Annotated in this window: 15 protein-coding genes and 2 pseudogenes; 7 read left to right on the top strand and 10 right to left on the bottom strand. The window is 44.0% G+C overall.

Annotated elements, in window-relative coordinates; translation table 11 throughout:
• Positions 1-241 precede the first annotated feature (241 nt).
• Together AC3CH4_RS19670 and AC3CH4_RS19665 are read left to right on the top strand one after the other, a co-directional pair.
• Positions 242-544 (top strand): PTS fructose transporter subunit IIB, encoded by a 303-nt coding sequence (locus AC3CH4_RS19670; RefSeq protein ID WP_010432939.1) that lies wholly within the window; start codon positions 242-244, stop codon positions 542-544.
• 7 nt (positions 545-551) lie between these two features.
• A complete protein-coding gene (locus tag AC3CH4_RS19665; protein WP_488544361.1) occupies positions 552-1325 on the top strand; it encodes a PTS sugar transporter subunit IIA in 774 nt (257 codons plus the stop codon).
• Between the two features lie 148 nt (positions 1326-1473).
• Here AC3CH4_RS19665 and AC3CH4_RS19660 read toward each other — a convergent pair whose 3' ends face one another.
• Together AC3CH4_RS19660 and AC3CH4_RS19655 are read right to left on the bottom strand one after the other, a co-directional pair.
• The gene (locus AC3CH4_RS19660) at positions 1474-3252 is read right to left on the bottom strand and encodes a sodium:solute symporter family protein (RefSeq protein WP_488543642.1); all 1779 of its coding nucleotides are present in this window, start codon (positions 3250-3252) and stop codon (positions 1474-1476) included.
• 553 nt (positions 3253-3805) lie between these two features.
• A complete protein-coding gene (locus AC3CH4_RS19655) occupies positions 3806-4645 on the bottom strand; it encodes a helix-turn-helix domain-containing protein (RefSeq protein WP_488543641.1) in 840 nt (279 codons plus the stop codon).
• A gap of 378 nt (positions 4646-5023) precedes the next feature.
• Here AC3CH4_RS19655 and AC3CH4_RS19650 point away from each other — a divergent pair, with 378 nt between their 5' ends.
• The 4 genes from AC3CH4_RS19650 to AC3CH4_RS19635 all read left to right on the top strand — a co-directional run bounded on the left by AC3CH4_RS19650 (position 5024) and on the right by AC3CH4_RS19635 (position 10382).
• The gene (locus tag AC3CH4_RS19650) at positions 5024-6928 is read left to right on the top strand and encodes a PTS fructose transporter subunit IIABC (protein ID WP_488544339.1); all 1905 of its coding nucleotides are present in this window, start codon (positions 5024-5026) and stop codon (positions 6926-6928) included.
• Positions 6929-7020: 92 nt separating this feature from the next.
• Positions 7021-8238, top strand: coding sequence for a mannose-6-phosphate isomerase, class I (manA, locus tag AC3CH4_RS19645; protein WP_488544338.1), 1218 nt, complete (start codon positions 7021-7023; stop codon positions 8236-8238).
• A gap of 265 nt (positions 8239-8503) precedes the next feature.
• Positions 8504-8944: a PTS sugar transporter subunit IIA gene (locus AC3CH4_RS19640; protein WP_488526290.1), complete on the top strand. Its 441-nt coding sequence runs from the start codon at positions 8504-8506 to the stop codon at positions 8942-8944.
• A 13-nt stretch (positions 8945-8957) separates the two neighbouring features.
• Entirely contained in the window at positions 8958-10382 is a 1425-nt protein-coding gene (locus AC3CH4_RS19635; protein WP_065206331.1) for a PTS fructose transporter subunit IIBC, read from the top strand.
• 221 nt (positions 10383-10603) lie between these two features.
• On the opposite strand, the gene AC3CH4_RS19630 is transcribed toward AC3CH4_RS19635, so the two are convergent.
• The 7 genes and pseudogenes from AC3CH4_RS19630 to AC3CH4_RS19600 form a co-directional block, all read right to left on the bottom strand.
• Positions 10604-12091: a putative bifunctional diguanylate cyclase/phosphodiesterase gene (locus AC3CH4_RS19630; RefSeq protein WP_488544337.1), complete on the bottom strand. Its 1488-nt coding sequence runs from the start codon at positions 12089-12091 to the stop codon at positions 10604-10606.
• Between the two features lie 209 nt (positions 12092-12300).
• Positions 12301-12543 (bottom strand): annotated as a pseudogene (locus AC3CH4_RS19625) (diguanylate cyclase domain-containing protein); the annotation flags it as partial.
• Positions 12536-12849: pseudogene (locus AC3CH4_RS19620) on the bottom strand (LysR family transcriptional regulator); the annotation flags it as partial. The pseudogenes AC3CH4_RS19620 and AC3CH4_RS19625, both read right to left, overlap by 8 nt.
• Positions 12850-13040: 191 nt before the next feature.
• A complete protein-coding gene (locus tag AC3CH4_RS19615) occupies positions 13041-13451 on the bottom strand; it encodes a cytochrome c3 family protein (protein WP_054546241.1) in 411 nt (136 codons plus the stop codon).
• Between the two features lie 15 nt (positions 13452-13466).
• Positions 13467-14066, bottom strand: a complete 600-nt coding sequence (locus AC3CH4_RS19610) for a cytochrome c (RefSeq protein WP_054546240.1) — start codon at positions 14064-14066, stop codon at positions 13467-13469.
• Between the two features lie 79 nt (positions 14067-14145).
• Positions 14146-15195 (bottom strand): ethylbenzene dehydrogenase-related protein, encoded by a 1050-nt coding sequence (locus AC3CH4_RS19605; RefSeq protein ID WP_065206335.1) that lies wholly within the window; start codon positions 15193-15195, stop codon positions 14146-14148.
• A gap of 430 nt (positions 15196-15625) precedes the next feature.
• On the bottom strand, positions 15626-17251 hold the full coding sequence (locus AC3CH4_RS19600) for an ABC transporter substrate-binding protein (RefSeq protein ID WP_488544336.1): 1626 nt from the start codon (positions 17249-17251) through the stop codon (positions 15626-15628).
• Positions 17252-17400: 149 nt separating this feature from the next.
• Here AC3CH4_RS19600 and mpaA point away from each other — a divergent pair, with 149 nt between their 5' ends.
• Positions 17401-18156 carry a murein tripeptide amidase MpaA gene (mpaA, locus tag AC3CH4_RS19595; RefSeq protein WP_488544335.1) on the top strand — a complete coding sequence of 252 codons (756 nt, stop codon included), beginning with the start codon at positions 17401-17403 and terminating at the stop codon, positions 18154-18156.
• Between the two features lie 292 nt (positions 18157-18448).
• On the opposite strand, the gene AC3CH4_RS19590 is transcribed toward mpaA, so the two are convergent.
• Complete coding sequence (locus AC3CH4_RS19590; RefSeq protein ID WP_488544334.1) at positions 18449-21169, bottom strand: SEL1-like repeat protein; 2721 nt, start codon at positions 21167-21169, stop codon at positions 18449-18451.
• Between the last annotated feature and the right edge of the window lie 266 nt (positions 21170-21435).

Below are 21435 nucleotides of genomic sequence, written 5' to 3'. Positions count from 1 at the left end.
AACGGTGTGGGGGCACTCAATATATAGGACGAAAGGTGCATTAACTGGATTATTGTAACCAAGAACTCAGAGTGTGACTTTCACCTTGGAATAAAAAACGCCAATCCATAAAATCCACAGAACCCATAACAATATCGCCCCTCCCCAATGCGAGCTTTCCATACTGGATTTCCCACGCAAGATAGCTTCTGAAAGGTAGCTTATGTAAAGTAACAGGGACGAGATTAAGCCGAGAATAATAATGAGAATTGTAGCGGTAACTGCGTGCCCTACAGGTATTGCACACACCTATATGGCAGCTGATGCATTAAATAAGACAGCCCCTAAATTCAACGTTTCAATCAAGGTTGAAACACAAGGCGCTATGGGTATTGAAAACTTACTCTCTGCACAGGACATTAGCCTCGCAGACAAGGTGTTGATCGTTTCTGATATCGACATTGAACAGCCAAGTCGCTTCGACCCAGCTAAAACCTTATTCATTCCCATGGAAGAGGTATTGTTGAGTGTCGATAAAGTCTTTATCAAGCACTGTCGAACCTAAACCTTTCATGAACGAATATCAGATCACCTTCTTCGTTGACGATCCTGCAGCTAACTCACACGTCGCGCAGCCACTTAGCCGTTTGGCAAAGAAATTCAAAAGTAACATCCGTATTATCAACATCACTCAAAATCGAACGGCCGATCTATCCAAATCTGTCGCGATGTTACAAGTCGGTCTACTTCGTGGTGATTTGTGTCAGATAACCGCTGTTGGTATCGATGCGGAACTGGCGTGCTTTGTTCTTAAAGACATAATCGCCGAGCATTACGCCATGGTTGGGTCGCAAGTAAACCATGAATTCTCTAACGATTTGATTCAGCGTATGCCGCAGATATGCCCACCTTGCGAGATCAAATGGCATCATGCCAAAGCACAAACCCAATTAACCAAATTCGAATGCTTAAAAGGACTCGCTCACTTAGTTCACCCAAACGATCCTGATGAGCTTATTCTGGCTTTCATTAAGCGAGAAGAACGCTCTTCAACGTGTGTATCGCCGGGCATCGCATTACCTCATGTGATGTTTGAATCGACCAAAGATCTCTCGATTGCGGTCATCGTCAGTGACGAAGCGATTGATTGGGCGTCTCAAATTGGCCAAGTACACGTTGCCATCGCACTTGTACTGCCAACCAAACCACAAAGAGAACATATTGTAGCGGCCACCAATCTAACCAGAAACCTGCTTCATGATCAGGTCAATGAGCGTTTACAGAAGACCCGCAGCAGCGTCGACCTACAAGCCTTGCTGATGTATATCTCTTCACGTCTGATTTAGTTCTTCTCTCCCTTTTAAATTCAATCTATTAATCAACTAAGTTACTCACTCATTGGTTATAATCCCCATTGTTTACACAATAAAAAACGGCTGAGCAATTACGCTCAGCCGTTCTATTCTAAATGGCTTATCTTGTAGGTTTAGTTACCTAAGCCGTTTTGTTCTCTTGTTTCGCATCTTCCACCGAGTCGTCTACGGCTTTCACCAGCATTAGACCAACGATAAACACGATACCGCCACACAGTACGAACATCATTCTTCCCCAGAATGGGTTCGGTAGAGCAAACATCGCCATCACTGCCACACCAGACACTGCGATCAGTGAGCCCAGCATGTGTCGCTGTTTGTTATCCAATTTCTTCTGTGCTGTTGATTCAGAAACCAAAGGTGTCGCAAGGTTGTTGAAGAAGGTATCAACATCTTTCTGACGAGACGCTTCTAGTGGTTTGTAGAACAAAGTCGACAGAATGAAGAAGCCACCAGTAAACGTTAAGTGAGCAATCAGACCTACCGCTACTTTCAAATCAGACCATTCACGGCCTGTTAGCGGCTCTAGGTTGAACCAGTTTTGTAGCATTTCAGCGGTAATCACAAAGCCTACAATGTAAGACACAATCGCGCCAACCACTAGCGTGCCCCAACCTGCCCAGTCCGGAGTCTTTTTAATGAAGAAGCCACAGAATGCTGGAATCGTCATTGGGAAACCGATTAATGCACCGACGTACATCATGGTGTCGAACAGGCTCAAACCTTTCAGCGAGTTGATAAACAGTGCGATAAGGATGATAGCGACGCCGAAGACCGAAGACATCAACTTAGACACAACCATCAACTCTTTCTCTGTCGCGTTTGGACGAAGAATCGGTTGGTAGAAGTTGATAACAAAGATACCCGAGTTACGGTTTAAACCTGAATCCATTGAAGACATAGTTGCCGCAAACATCGCTGCAATTAGAAGCCCCACCATACCTGCTGGCATGTATTGCTCTACGAAGTATAGGTAAGCGAAGTCGCCCGCTTTAGAACCTGCATCTGGGTAATGCGCCGCAAGATCAATGCCTTGCCCAGCGACAAACCAAGGTGGCATGAACCAGATGATTGGACCGATTGTCATCAGAATACATGCCAACAGAGCCGCTTTCTTCGCGTTCTTTGAGTCTTTTGCCGCTAGGTAACGGTAAGAATTCAACATGTTGTTAGTAATACTGAACTGCTTGAAGAAGATGAAGAATGCCCAGATTCCGAAGATGCTTACGTAGTTCAGATTATTACCAGAAACGAATGATGCGCCTTCTGCTACAGGGAAGTCGTTGATGATCTCAGTGACACCGCCACCTTGCACAATAGCGACCGCAGCACACGTTACTGTTACCGCCATGATGATAACCATCTGCATGAAGTCAGACGCAATAACCGCCCATGAACCGCCAGTAACCGACATCACCAGTACAACAAGACCGGTTAGAACGATGGTTGTCGTCATATCGAAGCCAAAAATGCCCGATGCGATGATCGCCAAGCCATTTAGCCAGATACCTGCAGATACAATACTGTTCGGCATGCCAGACCAAGTAAACACTTGCTCGTTGAAGCTACCAAAGCGCATGCGTATCGCGTCAATTGGCGTGACTACACGCAGTTGACGGAATTTCGGAGCAAAGTACAGGTAGTTCATCAAGTAACCAAATGCGTTTGCTAGGAAGATAACCGCGACAGCCATACCATCAGCGTACGCTTTACCTGCTGCACCGGTGAAAGTCCAAGCACTGAACTGAGTCATAAACGCAGTTGCGCCAACCATCCACCAAAGCATGTTACCGCCCCCGCGGAAATAGTCACTGGTTGTACTGGTGAACGTTCTAAACATCCAACCTATTGCGATAAGGAAAAGGAAATAAATTCCTACGATCATAGTATTGAGTTCCATGAATTAAGTCTTCTTTATTATTAATATCTGAAGAGCATATTATCCATAGAAAATTTAATTTGTAGTATTATAAGTCAAGATTGTGATGGGACATATAAACCTGAATATTCAATTTCGAGGCATTAATTACGCGCTAGTAAACAAAGAATAAGCTATCATGATAGTAAACATTTAGAATCAATGACTTAAAATCACATCGATCAGTAACTCGGACAACAATAACAAGATTTTGTCGTTTCGATAAGTGGTTTTTAATTTACTTAACATTCATTAAATGCATCGCGTTAATACATCAACTCTCACACGTTTAATTCAATCAATAGAGAGCGGAAATAATAAGCAACTCGCAAAGCTAACCCTTAATGTTATTAATTAGGGTTATTTAGTGAAGTGGGATAAATAGAAAAATGAGCTTAGAGATGAAGCGTAGGAATAAACACTAGAGGAAAACACAAAGTAAGTGACCACCACAGCTCAGAACCAGCAGTGATGCTCTAGTCATACAAATTTCGGTCGTATAAGCTCAGGTCAGAAAAGGGAATTTTAGAGTATATTAGATTGACCCACGATATTGTGTCGGTGTTCTTCCTGTTCGATTTTTGAACACTCGACAAAAGTAATTCACGTCCTTGAAGCCACAACGCACCGCCACTTCATTGAGCTTGAAGTTGTACTTTTTGAGCATGAACTTGGCACGGTCGACTCGCACGCGTGTGATGTATTCTGCCAGCGTCATATGGCCCTGCTGGCGGAACATTCGTGATAAGTGATTGGATGAAATACTAAAGCGTGAGGCAATGCTGTCTCGGGTTATTTGGCGATGGAAGTTCTCTTGAATGTAGATACAAATTCCCTGATACACATCCTGCACTCGGCTGTGAGACTTCTCGACCGGCGCATCCAACATCGACTTACTGTATTGAAGAAGAGCCTGTAGCAATAACTCATCCATAGGCTGCTTGTTGCTCTCTCTTGCTAGTGAGCTGAGCGCCTCAAGAATGTTATCAATCGCAAACCCAGATCGAGTCTGAATACTGTGCTTTTGAATATCATAGAAACTCTCTTCCCCTTTGCGCTTACTCACCAAACTTAAACCAAGCTGACGACGCCCAAACAACATGCTCAACACAGAACAATCGGTATCCCAATTAGGCTTATTCCAGCAGTTAGGCGGAATGAAAATCGCATCTCCGGCTTTGGCAACAACGTTAGTGATTTTGCGATCATGACATTCCATTTCATTAATATACTCTCCGTCTAGAACCAACTCTAAACGCGGAAAGTTCACCTGATAACTAAAAGCTGAAGGCGTATGAAAATCTCCAGCAAACCAGATGTTATGAAACGGTTCTCTCTCATTTAGCACCGAGGAGATTAAGTCATGAAATATCATTATTCGTACTCTGATGGGCAGCAATAAGGCTACGAGAATAGATATACCCCTTAGTGAAACATAGCGCTATTGAGCAAAATCACAATTTGAGATCTAGGTTACAAAAATCCAGTCATAGAAATAAATATCCAGTCTAAAAACTGATATAGAACGTCATTTTCAAAATAGACCACTACGCCACAACCTTTATAAATAAAAGCCTCGTTGCATTATCAATGCTGTCAAGATAGGCCTAAAATCGACTGTTATACCGATCAAAATCACACTCTTTTTAGAACGCAACAATCATCCAGTAAATGCATTTTTTCTGCACTACAGAAGGTGAGTGATCAATTCCAGAATACCCATTACAAAATAAAAACGTATTAGGGGTTCATTATGATCACGACATTGATCAATCAAGATTTGATTAAGCTTTCGCTTAGCGCTAATTCAAAAGAAGACGTATTTAAAGAGCTAATAGACGTGCTTTATGCACAGGGTCGAATTTCAGATAAAACACAATTTCTTGCCGATATTAAGGCGCGTGAAGCACAAGGTAATACTGGCTTTGAAGAAGGTATCGCCCTTCCACACGCGAAAAGTAGCGCGGTAATCAAACCCGCGGTTGTGATCGGCGTCCACAAGCAGGGCATCGACTACGGCGCAGATGACGGTCAGCCATCCAAACTCTTTTTTATGATTGCCTCTCCTGATGGCGGCGATAATCACCATATCGAAGTACTAGCAGAGCTTTCTTCAAAACTGATTGAAGAAGGCTTTATCGAAAGCTTCATGAATGCTAAATCTGAACAAGCGGCATTGGAACTACTGCTTGCCAAACCTGAACCTTCAGCAACCGAAACCAATGTTGAGAAACAAGGCTTCATCATTGGTGTCACAGGTTGCCCTGCAGGCGTTGCACACACTTACTTAGCAGCAGAAGCACTTGAGAAAGGCGCGGCAGCACTTGGTTACGACATCAAGGTCGAAACCAACGGTTCTATTGGTGTTAAAAACAGCCCAACTCAAGAAGAGATCGAACGTGCTGACGCGATTGTCGTGGCTTGTGACAAGCAGGTCGACATGGCGCGCTTTGCGGGAAAACGCGTCATCAGCACCAACGTAAAAGCACCAATCAAAGACGCACAAGGTTTAATTAAGCAAGCGCTCAACGCACCTAGCTACCAAGCTGAACAAACGCCGACCAACCAATCCGTTGTAGAAAAAGCCTCACAAGCGCGTTCAGACCTTTATCGTTACTTGATGAATGGCGTATCACACATGATCCCATTCGTGGTGACTGGCGGCCTATTGATTGCCCTTGCACTGGCGATTGGCGGCGAGCCAAGTGAATCTGGCATGGCGATTCCTGCTGGCAGCATGTGGAACCAAATCCTAGAAGTGGGCGTGGTTGCTTTCACCCTAATGATCCCAATCTTGGCTGGCTACATTGCTTACGCGATTGCTGACCGCCCTGCCCTAACCCCTGGCCTTATCGGTGGTTGGATTGCGAACAACGGTTCTTTCTACGGCGCTGATGCGGGTACAGGCTTCATTGGCGCGATCATCGCAGGCTTGTTAGTCGGTTACTTCGTTAAATGGATTACCTCATTTAACTACCACAAGTTCGTTCAACCGCTTGTGCCTATCATGATTGCTCCGATCACTGGCTCTCTATTCATCGCAGGTCTGTTCATCTTCGTAATTGGCGCGCCTATCGCGGGGCTGATGGATGCTCTTACTGCACTACTAACGAGCATGAGCACAGGCAACGTGGTTCTACTAGGTATTGTCCTTGGTGGTATGGCCGGTTTCGATATGGGCGGTCCATTCAACAAGGTGGCGTTCCTATTCTCGGTCGGCATGATTGCGAGCGGTCAAACTCAATTCATGGGTGCAATGGCGTGTGCAATTCCTGTTGCTCCACTGGGTATGGCTATCGCAACCAGACTTGGCCGTAAGTTCGACCTATTCGAGTCTTCTGAAATTGAAGCGGGTAAGGCAGCAGGTGCGATGGGCTTGGTGGGCATCTCTGAAGGTGCGATTCCTTTCGCAGCTCAAGACCCGATGTCGGTTATCCCTGCCAATGTACTTGGCTCAATGACGGCAGCGGTTATGGCGTTCTCATTTGGTATCACCAACAGCGTTGCCCACGGTGGTCCAGTGGTCGCTTTACTAGGCGCAATGAACTATCCACTGCTGGCACTTCTGTGCATGGCATCAGGTGCGGGTGTGACTGCCATTACTTGTATCGCGCTTAAAAATCTACGCAAAGCCAAGCTAACGACAGCAGCGGCTTAAGCCATTTCAACTCCAATGGCTTGAGCCCTTTTACTCTCCTTTTTTTAGGAACTAATACAGCTCAAGCCATGTTTCCCTTCATGGTGATTTCGATGTCTGATTTTTCTTTAGCGAACGACTCGTTCGTGCAACGCTTTTTCTACCCTATGACCAACGTGATTCAGAATTACGCATGGGGTAGCCCTTCTTCGTTTAGCCAACTGTTTGGTATTGATAACCAATCTGGTGAGCCACAAGCGGAGATCTGGATGGGTGCTCACCCGAATGGTTGCTCAATGGTGACCGATAATGGTCAGCAAACCACATTGTCGAACCTGATTTCGAAGAACCTAAGCCTGTTTCTAAGCGAAAAAATAGCAAGTCGTTTTGGTGAGCTTCCATATCTGTTTAAGGTGTTAGCAGCAGAGAAAGCGCTCTCAGTTCAAGTACACCCGAATAAGCAACAAGCGGAATCTGGGTATGCACTCGAAGAGCAGCAAGGCATTCCAATGACGGCGGGCAACCGTAACTACAAAGATGCCAATCACAAGCCAGAACTGGTGTATGCCCTAACCGACTACACGGCGATGAATGGTTTTAGGTCGATCGACGAGATCCTTGAACATTTCCACTACCTCGATATTCCAGAGCTGCATTCGATGATCAACGATTTAGCGGGCGATCAAACACCGAATGGATTAGCGTGCTTTTTCGCAAGCCTGTTGTCTTTGGAAGGCGAACAAAAAGGAATGGCACTCACCATGTTGTTGATGAAGGCGAAGCTTTCTGATAACTGTGTGTTCCAGTTGATTTCAGAGTTGGAACAACAGTATCCGGGTGATATCGGCCTGTTTGCCCCGCTGCTATTGAATGTGATCACCCTAAAGCCAGGGCAAGCCATGTATTTGGATGCTGAAACGCCCCACGCTTACATCAAAGGGACTGGATTAGAGATCATGGCGAATTCCGATAATGTGCTTCGTGCCGGGTTGACACCTAAGTACATGGATATCAATGAACTAGTCTCTTGTACTCAATTCAATGAAAAGCCTGCGGATAGGTTACTGCTAAGCCCAGTTGAGCAAGGTGATGTAATGGAATACCAAATTCCCGTCGAGGATTTTAAGTTCTCTATCGTCCAGAATTCTCATAAGAGAGAGATCACTACTGAGGGTGCAGAGATCTTGCTGCCGCTCGATGAATCCATGGTGCTCACCCATCAATGCGGTGAAACCTGTGTGATAGAGAAAGGCCAATCGGTTTTCATTCCCGCTTATGCTGAGAGTTACAAACTGGATTGTGTTGGGCGTGTTGCACGCGCTTACAGTTAGTCAGCACTGAGCAAATCTAAATAAACTCACACTGATCATGCCCTGCTTTTGCGGGGCATTTTTGTTTTTACGAAGCCTATTGGCGTATCAAAACATAATCAAAACGCCATTAAGTATGACCCGTATCACACTGCATTAATGATGCAAATCACACTTAATTTTGCTTGGTACAAATATGCAGTGAAGGGCTTTTATTTGCTATTTCGCGAATCGGGTTAATCCATTAATTTTAATTCAAGAACTTCAATAGTGAATGAGTTAATAAATGATCACACAGCTAACTAACGTCAACTTAATTAATAACAACCTTCAAGCGAAAAATAAAAAAGAACTGTTTGAAGAATTGGCAGACATGTTATTTGAGAACAAGCGAATCAGCAGTAAAGAAGCCTTCTTGGCAGACATCGAAGTTCGTGAATCTCAAAGCATTACCTCAATGGACGGCATTGCTTACCCACACTCAAAAAGCAAGGCAGTCACTGAACCCGCAATTGCTGTCGGTGTTAAGCGTGAAGGTATCGAGTATGGCGATGACGACGGCATTAACCCAACCGTATTTTTTATGATTGCATCACCAGATAACGGTGCTGACCATCATATTTATGTACTACAAGAACTATTTGGAAAATTCAGCGATGAATTTATTCAAAATATCCATAACGCAAAAGACGAACAACAAATCCTTAATATTTTAATTAATTCATAAGGCGTAGAAAATTATGAGCACCCTAGCAAATCAAGCTACCAATACCAGTAGCAATTCTAATAATAAGAATAGTAGTAGCGACTATAAAAAAATCCTCAGTACTATGAAAGGTCACCTGCTTTTTGGTACATCACACATGCTACCTTTCATCGTAGCCGGTGGTGTTCTGTTGGCTTTAGCGGTAATGGCATCGGGTAAAGGCGCAGTACCTGCCGACGGCTTGCTGGCAGACATCTCTAATATCGGTATCAAAGGCCTTGTTCTTTTCCCAATCATTCTTGGCGGCTTTATTGGTTACTCAATTGCAGATAAACCAGCACTTGCTCCTGCGATGATCTCTTCTGGCATCATGGCTGACATGGGCGGCGGCTTCCTTGGCTGTATCGTGGCAGGCTTTATCGCCGGTGGCGTGGTGTTCCAACTTAAGAAGATCCCGCTTTCTGCGAACATGACAGCGCTAGGTGCTTACTTCATCTACCCGCTTCTAGGCACGTTAATCTCTGCAGGTATCGTATTGTGGGGCATCGGTGAGCCAATCAAACTGTTCATGTCTTCTATGAACGAGTTCTTAGCTTCAATGGCTGGCGCATCTAAGATGGTTCTAGGCACAATCCTTGGCGGTATGACTGCGTTTGATATGGGCGGCCCTATCAACAAAGTAGCGACCCTATTTGCTCAAACTCAAGTAGACACACAACCGTGGCTAATGGGCGGCGTAGGCATCGCGATTTGTACGCCACCTCTAGGTATGGCATTGGCGACTTTCCTATTCAAAAACAAGTTCTCTAAACAAGAGCAAGAAGCAGGTAAAGCTGCAGCAATCATGGGTTCTATCGGTATCTCTGAGGGTGCTATCCCATTCGCAGCAAATGACCCAATGCGCGTACTTCCTTCAATCGTTGCCGGCGGTATTGTTGGTTGTGTGTTTGGCTTCATGACAGACGTTCTACTGCACGCACCGTGGGGCGGCTTAATTACTGCACCAGTATCAAGCAACATTCCAATGTACGTCGTCGGTATTGCACTTGGCTCACTAACCACAGCCGTTATCGTTGGCTTCTGGAAACCAGTGGCTGTTGAAACCGATGAAGACATGGCTGAAGCGCCAGTACAAGCTCAAGCGGCTCCAGTAGCAGGCGAAGGCGAGTACGACATCGTAGCAGTAACATGTTGTCCTTCTGGTGTTGCACACACCTTCATGGCCGCAAAAGCACTAGAGAAAGCAGGTTTAGCAGCAGGCCTTAAGATTAAGGTAGAAACACAAGGTCAAAACGGTATTCAGAACCGCATCAGCGACCTAGATGTGGCTAACGCAAGGCTGGTTATCTTGGCTCACGATATTCAAGTGAAAGACGCACACCGCTTTGCTAACGCGAACGTGATTGAATGCTCGACTAAGGAAGCGATGAAGAAAGCCGCGACTATGGTCGCTATTTAAAGCCAAAGGTTATCTAAAGCCAAAAGCTATCTAAAAGAATCAATAAATTAGTGAATGCTCACTATTGATAAAGTAACTACCCCCTAGTAACTAAAATCCCCATTCGTTTATCAACGAATGGGGATTTTTTATAGTTAGGCTAACAGTATCCTTCTCGATACAAGTCATCTGTATCCCTGTCGCTTAGATGAAAAAATATTACGTTATGTTGTTGAACATGGTTATTTTTCAGGGGTAAGACTTACTTTTAACTGTTTGGAGGACATCGGGTAGCCTAGATAATAACCTTGGGCTTGTTCGCAATTTAACGTTTTCAAAATTGACAACTGTTGAGCATTTTCAACCCCTTCAGCCACGACATTAATGCCAAACCCTCGCGCGATATCAATGATACCAGACGTTATGGCTCTAGAACGATAATCATCTTCTAACCCATTGATGTAACTGCGGTCGACTTTGATTTCATCTACATCTAATTTGCTAAATATACCAAAAGAAGTGTAACCAACACCAAAGTCATCTATCGAAAAGGACACCCCTTGTTTTTTTAACGTCTGAACAGCGATTGCACACTGATCTATATCTTTCAAAATAGCGGTTTCAGTGATTTCAAGACAAAGTAAGCGAGCAAACTCGGGATCCTTTCGTAGATATTCATCCAGATGGTTCATGTCATCAACGCTATTTAGCTCTACCGCTGAAATATTGACCGAGACACTATTAAGCTCATTTCCTAGTAAACCGTTAGCCCTAAGTTGTGACGCAGTCTTCTCTAGAACTAACGTAGTCAAATCACGACAAAAATGATTCTCTTCTGCTAGCGCGACAAAGATATCTGGTGAAACGACACCATAGCGCTCATGCGTCCAACGAGACAACACTTCCACGCCAGCGACAAATTTACTTTCAATGTTGTATTTAGGCTGAAACACAATATCAATCGCTTTGTCATCAATCGCTTTACGTAATTCTTGCACCATCTCTTGACGTTGACGTTCAAGCTCAGTGAGCTTTGGGTCATGAAACTCAATCGTATTCTTGCTTTTCTTTGCTTCAGTTAAGGCGTGGATTGCTGATGCCATAAGTTGCTTGGCATTATTTCCATCAGAGGGGAATAGAGCAGCGCCAATACAACAAGTGGCGTTGATATCATAACGATAAGCACATTGGTTAAATCTACGATGTACGAGAGCAATGTAGGATTCAATATCTTCCTTATCATCGAGTTTGACTAAACATGCGAAACCATCGGAATGTACCCGTGACGAAAGTGGTTGATGCTCAATAGGAAGTTCAATCGATCGGGCGATGTCTTTTAAAAATAAATTCGTATTTTCGAACCCAATCTGATCAGCTACAGATTTGAAGTTATCAATGTCGAGTAAGAAGAGGACATAATGGTCACTGGCCTGGGATTTTTTTAGCCTTTTGTTTAAATATCGATAAAAAACTGATGGGCTATGAAGCCCAGTGACACTATCAAGATCGTTAGCGCTCTCTAAATCTCGATTATTTTTCCGAACCATTACCCATAACAAAGCAGACGTTAGAATGATAAATACCAGGCCTTTGACTGTCTGTGCTAAGGCGTGTTCTTGCAAGTCATTTGATAGTGATTCGACCGCGAGATCAGAAAATAAAACCCATAAAGATGACAGTATTAAGTAACTGAATACTATGTTGGCCGGATATCTTTTTGTCTTGTTCATCGTTAGCTGCTATCTCTCAGTCTAATGTGTCATGACTTATATGTTATAAATTGCTCATAACGTAGCACCAACATAAATCGCAATCTACCGCTCGCGTTTTTATTTTTAACTTTTGTTTACCGATTTTCGTCATCACTCTGCGCGACGAAAACCTTTAAAGGCTAAAACATGCCAAGAACAATTTGAGTGGATATTAGCTCTTAGCCAAACTAAGAGCTGCCAATCGCTTTTGTTGATGTCGAGTAACTGTCATATGACTCTTCAATTACAATTGTATTTCGTCCTTTAAGCTTTGCTTGATAAAGCGCCCTATCAGCGCGATCGACACAGTCTTTCCATTTTTCATTTTCTGATAGCAAGCTAATACCAAAACTAGACGTAATTGTTAAAGTTGGTTGTTGCTCAAGTTTGATCTTCTGAATTGCTGAGCGTAATTTCTCTGAAAGGGCTGCACACCAACTGCCAATGTTCTTGAAACAGTCGCTCGCAATGGGTGTCTTCGCTTTCGACCTTGCCGTTAGTCAGTTCGATATCAACATTCTGACAAGGGGTGGTTGATGGCCAGTCCACCAGCTGAATATCGAGCCTGATAAAAGAGTATTTTTTATAGAAGGGTGGCAGGCGAGGAAGGCTTCTAAACTTTTTAGCTGCTGACTCACCGCAGCTTGTGTAACGCAAAGCTCTCTCGCGGCAGCGCCAATGGAACCGAGACGAGCAACAGCTTCGAACGCAACAAGGGCGCGTAGAGGGGGTAACATGGCTTCATTGAGCGATAGATCCAAGCTCGCATCAGACTTATCTATTCTTTGATGTAGCGATCTTTGGAATAACGCAGCTCTAGAAAATGCAGATATTTGCGAAGCACGCACCGCTTAAAGACGTTGAAGAGAGTAAACCCATCACATCTAAAGTAAGAGTACTCGCTCTACTATTTTAATATGATGAGTTTCTAGAAATTAAGGCTAGACGTATTTAAATAGCGCTCTAGCCTAACTGAATAAAAGTCTGATAATTCCTCGTCTTCTTCATCGTGGCAATCTATACAGCTATCCTTAGGATCAAATTCTTCATGAGGAAGATGACACTCGACGCACTCCATCTCCTCGCTCTCTTTGTGCTTTAGATTATGCTGGTGCCCCTCTAGATGCCCAAAATCATCATGACACTCCACGCAGCTGTTATATTCAAACTCAAGATCGTCAGAAGGTTCCTCGTCTAGATGGCACTGCCCCGCACATGTTTCATCCTTCAGGTGAATATTCGCTAGATTATGCTCATCTGGATTAGGTAAATCTTCAGCGACTACCAGAACGCATACTCCAGCAAGTAATACACCAATTAAATATTTAGTCGTACTCATAAAACTGGCTCCTTCTTACCGATGCGACTTAAGCGCTTTCTCACGCAGAATAGCTTCATGGCAGGTTGCACATAGCCCAATACGGAACTTCTTACTGATACCGATAATCGGGTCTGAATCTCGATGTAAATTGTGGCAGTTGGAACATGTTAATTTGGTGGCGTGTACATCGTGGGTCCACTCACTGGCCCTCAAGCTTTCTGGAGAATGACAGGCGATACACTTTTGGTTTTGTTCGAAAATTGGTAAGTCGACATGATCATCGAATGGAATCACACTCACTAAATCAGAATCTTTGGGGTGAGAACCTTTTCTGCCATGACAAGCCGTGCAGTTGTTGTGAAACTCGGTACTGGCATGTGCGCCTACAGAAGCGATGGCATCAATATTTTTAAGCAGACGCTTTTTTTGATGGCACCGTATACAACGCTTATTTTCTTTTATTAAAATCTGCATTCCCGCTTCATTGGTAATTTGGCTAGAAAACGGTTCTACATTATGGACAGCGGAATCCTGAACTGTTGGCTCAGAACAGAGCGATAACGGAATAAAGAACATACTCAACGTGGTCAACACAAATAAATAAGAAACATATTGAGTAACTGTTTTGACCATAATAGTATTCTTCTGTGAAGAAATGATTTGAGCCGATTATTTCGACACAAATCATTTCAGTTAGTGACGAGTGTTATACTTATTTAAACTCAAGATTTAACACACCACGATGGTATATGTGATTAATTTGAGAGTTATCAAAAACCGCAACACCAAATGGATATAATTGGCTCAAGTCGTTAAATTGCACATCTTGCGTTTCTGAATTTTCACCCGTAGTGACAAGCTTACGCTTCATTTCAAGAGTCCAAATACCCTCTTTCCAAACGGCACCGACTTCGATATCACCACGAGAACCGGTAAATGGCTTACCCGTTAAACCTGGGATTCGTTCCAACTGATTGTAGTCAGGTGTAAATGGTTTCTTCCCTGAGTCTAAAATCAGTAACGTTTCATTAGTCAAGTTATCTGATACATAGGCTGGCTGGCCGTCTTTTACGTTATTAACGTACCCACCACCTGTTTTGCTGTCACCTTTACGTCCCCAACCTTTGTTTTGTTCTGGATCAGTATTGCTATCGACGTATTGGTCATCGAGCTGGTTATGAACCGCAGTTCTCACACCTTTCCAGTGCCACATATCAATAAACTCACCTTCACGATTGGTGTATTTCCGTGCAGGGTTCTTGTCATCACGCCCTGCGTTTTTTCCCTTTTTAGCTCTGTGACACGCAGCATTACACCCCTTATCAGAAAAGCCTTCAGCATTGATATTCCAATAGACCGCAAATTTGTCTTCGTAGTAGGTATTGTCATGTCCGGTGTCATCTTTATTTTTTAACTGTTTCCATGAACCATCCTCTTGCTTAATCCAAGGAAAGCGGTCAATACTTTTGGTCGGATCGGCATAACTAAACAAGAAATAAATGTATTCATCGTCATACATTGATTTCATTTCCACGCTGGTTTTTTTAATACCCTCATAGCCATTATTTGGCTTATACGGTAATTTATTCACCTTCTGAGTCAGCGGTTTAGCTTGATCCCAAACGGCATCAACGCTGCCATCGATAACTATATTTGAGGCAAGCTTACTGCTCTCTAGTATCTTATCTTTTGCTTGAACAGCACTGGCTGGAATGATCATAAGTACAGCCACGGCTGATAGCGTCATCATTGAGTACTTCATTATTACCCTCCTAAATCCCATTGCTCTATTTATATAATTAAGCGTAGGAATGAATTAGGCTTTTTCAATTGATCGATATCAACTTAAATACAAATAGACTAAATAGAAAAATAGATATTTAGAACTCAACAAATAGAGGGTAATTTTTGCAGAAAACCTCAAATATTATAAATATCAATAGCTTTAGAGTGGCTCTCCGTAACGAATTCACAAATAATAATGGTTAGTATCGACTTCGAGCCTCAACGTTCATTTATAGGCAGCTAAAATTGCCTATAAATAGCCTTATCTAAAACAGAGATATAATAAAGGGACGTTAATCATATATTTATGTTCAACGTCCCTCTTCTTCTTTTTTTGATCTTTATGCGCTATTTCTTAGATCCGTCATGTCTTCAAACCGCCATATCAGATCTCACAGTTAATCTATCTATTCTTTGATATAAAGATCCTTAGAATAGATGCGCCCTTCAACATTGTTCTTAGCAAAACCACCGACACTTGGTCGCACTAGGCGAGCCTGCATGTAGTAATAGATTGGCGCGATAGGCATATCTGCAGCCAGTAACTGCTCCGCTTGATCATAGAAACCTTGGCGATCTTGCTCATTGGTTGCGGCTAATGCGCTGTCCATCGCTGAGTCGTACTTGTCGTTGTTGTAACGCGCAAAGTTACCCGAAGACTCAGAGCGCAGTAGGCTTAAGAAGGTCGACGCTTCATTGTAATCACCACACCAAGATGCTCGCATCACATCAAAATCACCTTGGCGACGTGATACTAGGTAAGACTTCCACTCTTGGTTTTCCAACTCAACTTGCGCGCCTAGATTACTTTTCAGCATGGATGCAATCGCCACCGCAATCGACTTATTCGATTCACTGGTGTTGTAGAGCAATTTGAAATCTAGTGGATTAGCGGCATCGTACCCCGCTTCTTTCAACAGCTCTTTCGCCTTTTGGTCCCGCTCTTTTTGTGTCCATGAGCTGTATTCAGGCTGAGTCGCATCAAAACCTGCTGTGTATTCATGGGCAAAGGTATAAGCCGGCAAGTTACCCACCTGAGTGACGCCATTGGTAATCACATCACGCATCATTGAGTAAGACACTGCTTGACGCACTCTCGCGTCATCAAACGGAGGTCGTGTGGTATTGAATGCGTAGTAATAAGTACACAGTAGAGGGACGGCGGTATAAGCGTCTTGATACTTTGTTTTCAGCTGCTGCGCCATGTGTGTCGGCACATCAGACGTGATATCAACCTCGCCCACCGCATAACGGTTAATCGAGGAATTTTGGTTCTCAAACGGAATGTATGTCACTTGAGTTAGGTTCGTATCTGAACTGTCCCAATAGTTAGGATTCTTCTTCAGTTCAATCCGTTCGTTAACCACCCACTCGTCTAAAACAAAAGCGCCATTCCCCACAAACTGCTTAGGATCGCTCCACGGCTTGTCGCTGTTTTCTAGCGTTGTCTTGTGAATGGGCATCATTGAAGTGTGACCTGTCATCGCCACAAAATATGGCACTTTACTATCAAGCTCGAACTTCACCGTATGCGTATCAACGGCCGAGATACCGAGCTCTTCAACAGGCTTCTTACCTTCTGCCACATCAGCGATATTTTTGATTTGAGTTAGCTTGAGATACCACACATTTGGCGAAGCGAGTTTCGGGTCGACCGCGCGTCTTATCGCATACACGAAATCATCGGCCGTCACCGGATCGCCATTCGACCATTGCGCGTCTTTACGCAAGTGGAATACAAACGTCTGGTTGTCTTCGGTTTCCCAAGATTCCGCAACACCTGGGGTGATATTGCCATCGCGATCTTGAATCACTAAACCTTCAAACAGGTCACGTAGAATGTGCATTTCAGGCAAGCCTTCTGCCTTTGCCGGATCGAGTGTCGCAGCTTCTGCATCATTGGCTCGCACCAAATGTTGCTCTTTCGCCAGAGAAGTTCCGGCAGGTAAGGTTTCAGCAACGGCAGTCACTGATATAAAAGGGGTCAATAAAGATGAAATGAGTAAAGCCGTTGAATGTTTCTTAAAATCCATGTTTTTTTGCTCTCCTAGCCTATCTTTGAAGCAAAGTAATAAAATTAACAATGCGACGGTTGACGAGTTTTGACGCTATGGTTTATTTAATAGAGGTCATCTAAATAGTAGTGACACTTTGATAGTACTTGATCAATCAGGAGATTAAGGTGAGTTTAATTCCAAGAACGGAAAGAGCTGCGTTTTCGATAAAGCCGCTGTCATATGGAAAATCGGGGTTGGGTGCGCCTTTGCTCTATTTCCCCGCGCAAATCGAAAGCGAATCTCGCGGGCTGATCTTAGCAGGCACACACGGCGATGAAACTGCTTCTATCGCGGGTTTATCTTGCGCGCTAAGAAGCTTGCCTGCCGCCAACTTACGACACGATGTGATTCTGTCGATGAACCCAGATGGCAATCAATTGGGTACTCGTGCCAACGCTAACCAAGTCGATCTCAACCGCGCCTTTCCGACACAAAACTGGACTAAAAACGGCACCGTCTATCGCTGGAGTTCTCACACCCCTGTCAGAGATGTAAAAGTAAAAACCGGACACGCCAACCAACTTGAACCTGAAGTGCAATCGCTCATCAACCTCATTGAGCAACGCAAACCCAAGTTCGTCATCTCTTTCCACGAGCCACTCGCCATGGTCGACGACCCAACCCAATCTGAACTCGCCATTTGGCTGGGCAAACAGTTCAACCTACCACTTGTCGAAGACGTCGATTACGAAACCCCAGGCTCATTCGGCACTTGGTGCCAAGAAAGAAACCTACCGTGCATCACCGTGGAGCTACCGCCCGTTTCAGCGGATCTGACTATCGAGCAGTATTTGGATGCGTTTGTGGCAGTGTTGAGGGGAGAGGGAGGGCAGGTTGACTTATTGTTGGACAAAAGTGTCTCAGGACTTACTCTAAATTAGCAACTCGTGGATAACTAAAGGTATGGAAAAGTGAGTATTGGAGAGCGAGCGCGATGCGTAAAATCGCACTAGTAAAAAGGTTGGTTTAAATGCCGACTAAATGCGGTTCCGCTCAAACCACTATTATTGAATAAAAAGCCTTTAGCGGTGGAGCTAGAAGAAATTCACCCTTCGAATTGACTTTGTAGTGTAAAAACGGCTCCCTATCGGGAGCCTGTCATATGTCTAAATCTCGGTGCGGATTAAGTGCAGTTAAGTTCAATCAACTATCGATGTTGCATGAAGGTTGTATTTAATCACATCGAATGTAATCAGATTCCAAACATATTTTAGCTCTTTTTTTCGCCTTATTGACATCGATTAATGTCATTCTTTTAGTCATTATATCGAAGTCGTTTTGCATCCCTTCCTTGCCATTATATTGAGCTAATTTTAACCACATGTAAGATGTTTTATCGTTTTTAGTCACACCTTTACCTTCTGCGTACATTGATCCAAGATTGTATTGAGCTGTCGCAAGTCCTTGCTCAGCTGCCTTTGTGTACAAAGACACCGCTTTTTTTTCATCTCGAGAAACACCGGTGCCCTTTGCGTACATAACACCTAGATTGTTTTGAGCATCTACATCACCCTGCTCCATGGCCTTTCTATACCAAGACACCGCCTCTTTATAGTCCTGAGAAACACCTCGACCTTCTGCGTACATAACGCCTAGATTGTTTTGAGCTGTCGCAAGTCCTTGCTTAGCGGCCTTTCTAAACCACAACACCGCCTCTTTATCATCTTGAGAAACACCGATGCCTTCATCGTACATCCACCCTAAATGGTTTTGAGATCTCGCATGCCCCTGCTCTGCAGCCTTTTCATACCAATACACCGCTTCTTTATCGTCTTGAGAAACACCCGCACCTTGCTCGTAAGACATTCCAAGGTTATGTTGAGCATCTACAACCCCCTGCTCAGCGGCCTTTTTATACCAAAACACCGCTTCTTTATCATCTCGGGAAACACCTCGGCCTTCTCCGTACATAACGCCTAGATTGTTTTGAGCTAGCGCATGTCCTTGCTCGACGGCCTTTTTATACCAAGACACCGCTTCTTTATAGTCCTGAGAAACACCTAGGCCTTTTTCGTGCATAACGCCTAGATTGTTTTGAGCTAGCGCAAGTCCTTGCTCAGTGGCTTTTCTATACCAAGATACTGCTTCTTCATAATTTTGAGAGATACCTCGACCTTCTACGTACATGCTGCCTAGATTGTTTTGAGCTAGCGCATGCCCTTGCTCAGCGGCCTTTCTAAACCACAACACCGCTTCTTCATAATCTTGAATTACACCCACACCTCGTTCGTAAGACAATCCAAGATTATATTGAGCATCCATAGCACCCTGCTCAATGGCTTTTCTATACCAAGACACCGCTTCTTCATAATTTTGAGAAACACCTCGGCCTTCTGCGTACATGGTGCCTAGATTGTTTTGAGCTAGCGCGTGTCCTCGCTCTGCGGCCTTTCTATACCAATACACCGCTTCTTCATAATTTTGAGAAACACCTCGGCCTTCTGCGTACATAGCACCTAGATTGTTTTGAGCTAGCGCATGCCCTTGCTCAGCGGCCTTTCTAAACCACAACACCGCCTCTTTATCATCTTGAGAAACACCTGTGCCCTCGACGTACATCCATCCTAACTTGGTTTGAGCTCTTGCATACCCCTGCTCTGCCGCCTTTTGATACCAAGACACCGCCTCTTTATAATCTTGAGAAACACCTGTGCCATCGGCGTACATCCATCCTAAATTGGTTTGAGCTCTCGCATACCCTTGCTCTGCGGCCTGTCTATACCAAGACACCGCCTCTTTATCACCTTGAGAAACGCCTGTGCCTTCGTCGTACATAATGCCTAGATTGTTTTGGGCGCTCGCATCACCCTGCTCAGCGGCCTTTCGATACCAAGACACCGCCTCTTTGTCATTTTGAGATACACCTCGGCCTTTTTCGTACATAACGCCAAGATTGTTTTGAGCTGTCGCGTTCCCCTGCTCAGCGGCCTTTCTATACCAAGACACCGCTTCTTTATAGTCCTGAGAAACACCTCGGCCTTCTTCGTACATAACGCCTAGATTGTTTTGAGCTCTCGCATGTCCTTGCTCAGCGGCCTTTCTATACCAAGACACCGCTTCTTTGTTATCTAAGGAAACACCGATGCCTTTTTCGTACATCCATCCTAAGTTAGTTTGAGCTCTTACATACCCCTGTTCAGCGGCCTTTCTATACCAAGACACCGCCTCTTTGTCATCTTGAGAGACACCTCGGCCATTTTCGTACATCCATCCTAAATTGTTTTGAGCTCTAGCGTACCCCTGCTCAGCGGCCTTTCTATACCAAGACACCGCCTCTTTATCATCTTGAGAGACACCTCGGCCTTCGTCGTACATCCATCCTAAATTGTTTTGAGCGCTCGCCTCCCCCTGCTCAGCTGCCTTTTTATACCAAGACACCGCCTCTTTATCATCTTGAGAAATACCTCGGCCTTCTTTATACATCCATCCTAAGTTAGTTTGAGCTCTCGCGTACCCCTGCTCAGCGGCCTTTCTATACCAAGACACTGATTCTTCATAATCTTGGGAAACACCTCGGCCTTCGTCGTACATCCATCCTAAATTGGTTTGAGCTCTTGCATACCCCTGCTCTGCGGCCTTTCTATACCAAGACACCGCCTCTTCATAATCTTGGGAAACACCTCTGCCTTTTTTGTACATCCGTCCTAAATTGGTTTGAGCTCTTGCATGCCCTTGCTCTGCGGCCTTTCTATACCAAGACACTGCTTGTGTATCGTCCTGAGATACACCTTTTCCGTCTTCATACATAACGCCTAGATTAAATTGACCATGAGCGTCCCCTTGCTCTGCCTGTTGAAAGTATGCAGCTTTTTTTGCTTCAATATCTTCTTGATGTCGATCTTGAGTGCACCCAGCCAAGCTAATAGAAACTATTAAGAAAATTAAAATTCGCATCTCTGACTCTGTTGTATAAGTAATAATTATTATTTATGTGTGTAACTTGTGATTTCCACAAAATCTATGACAAGTAGTAGCAAAGTCGCTATAGCGACCTTTAAATAGCAAGTAATAAGATAATGCGATCTTCTCTTTGTGACTTTTTATAAAATCAATAAGTTAGAAGAAAGTCAATCGAGTGAATTGCTTATTGTTGCATATGTTGAATATTTACTGCGTTTGAGTGAATTCTAGTCGGGAAAGGCTCGTCGTTAAATTGTGTA

Source organism: Vibrio sp. QJM3NY_26 (assembly GCF_057786005.1).
The sequence above is the reverse complement of the archived record's forward strand: the minus strand, read 5'-3'. Positions and strand labels throughout refer to the sequence as shown.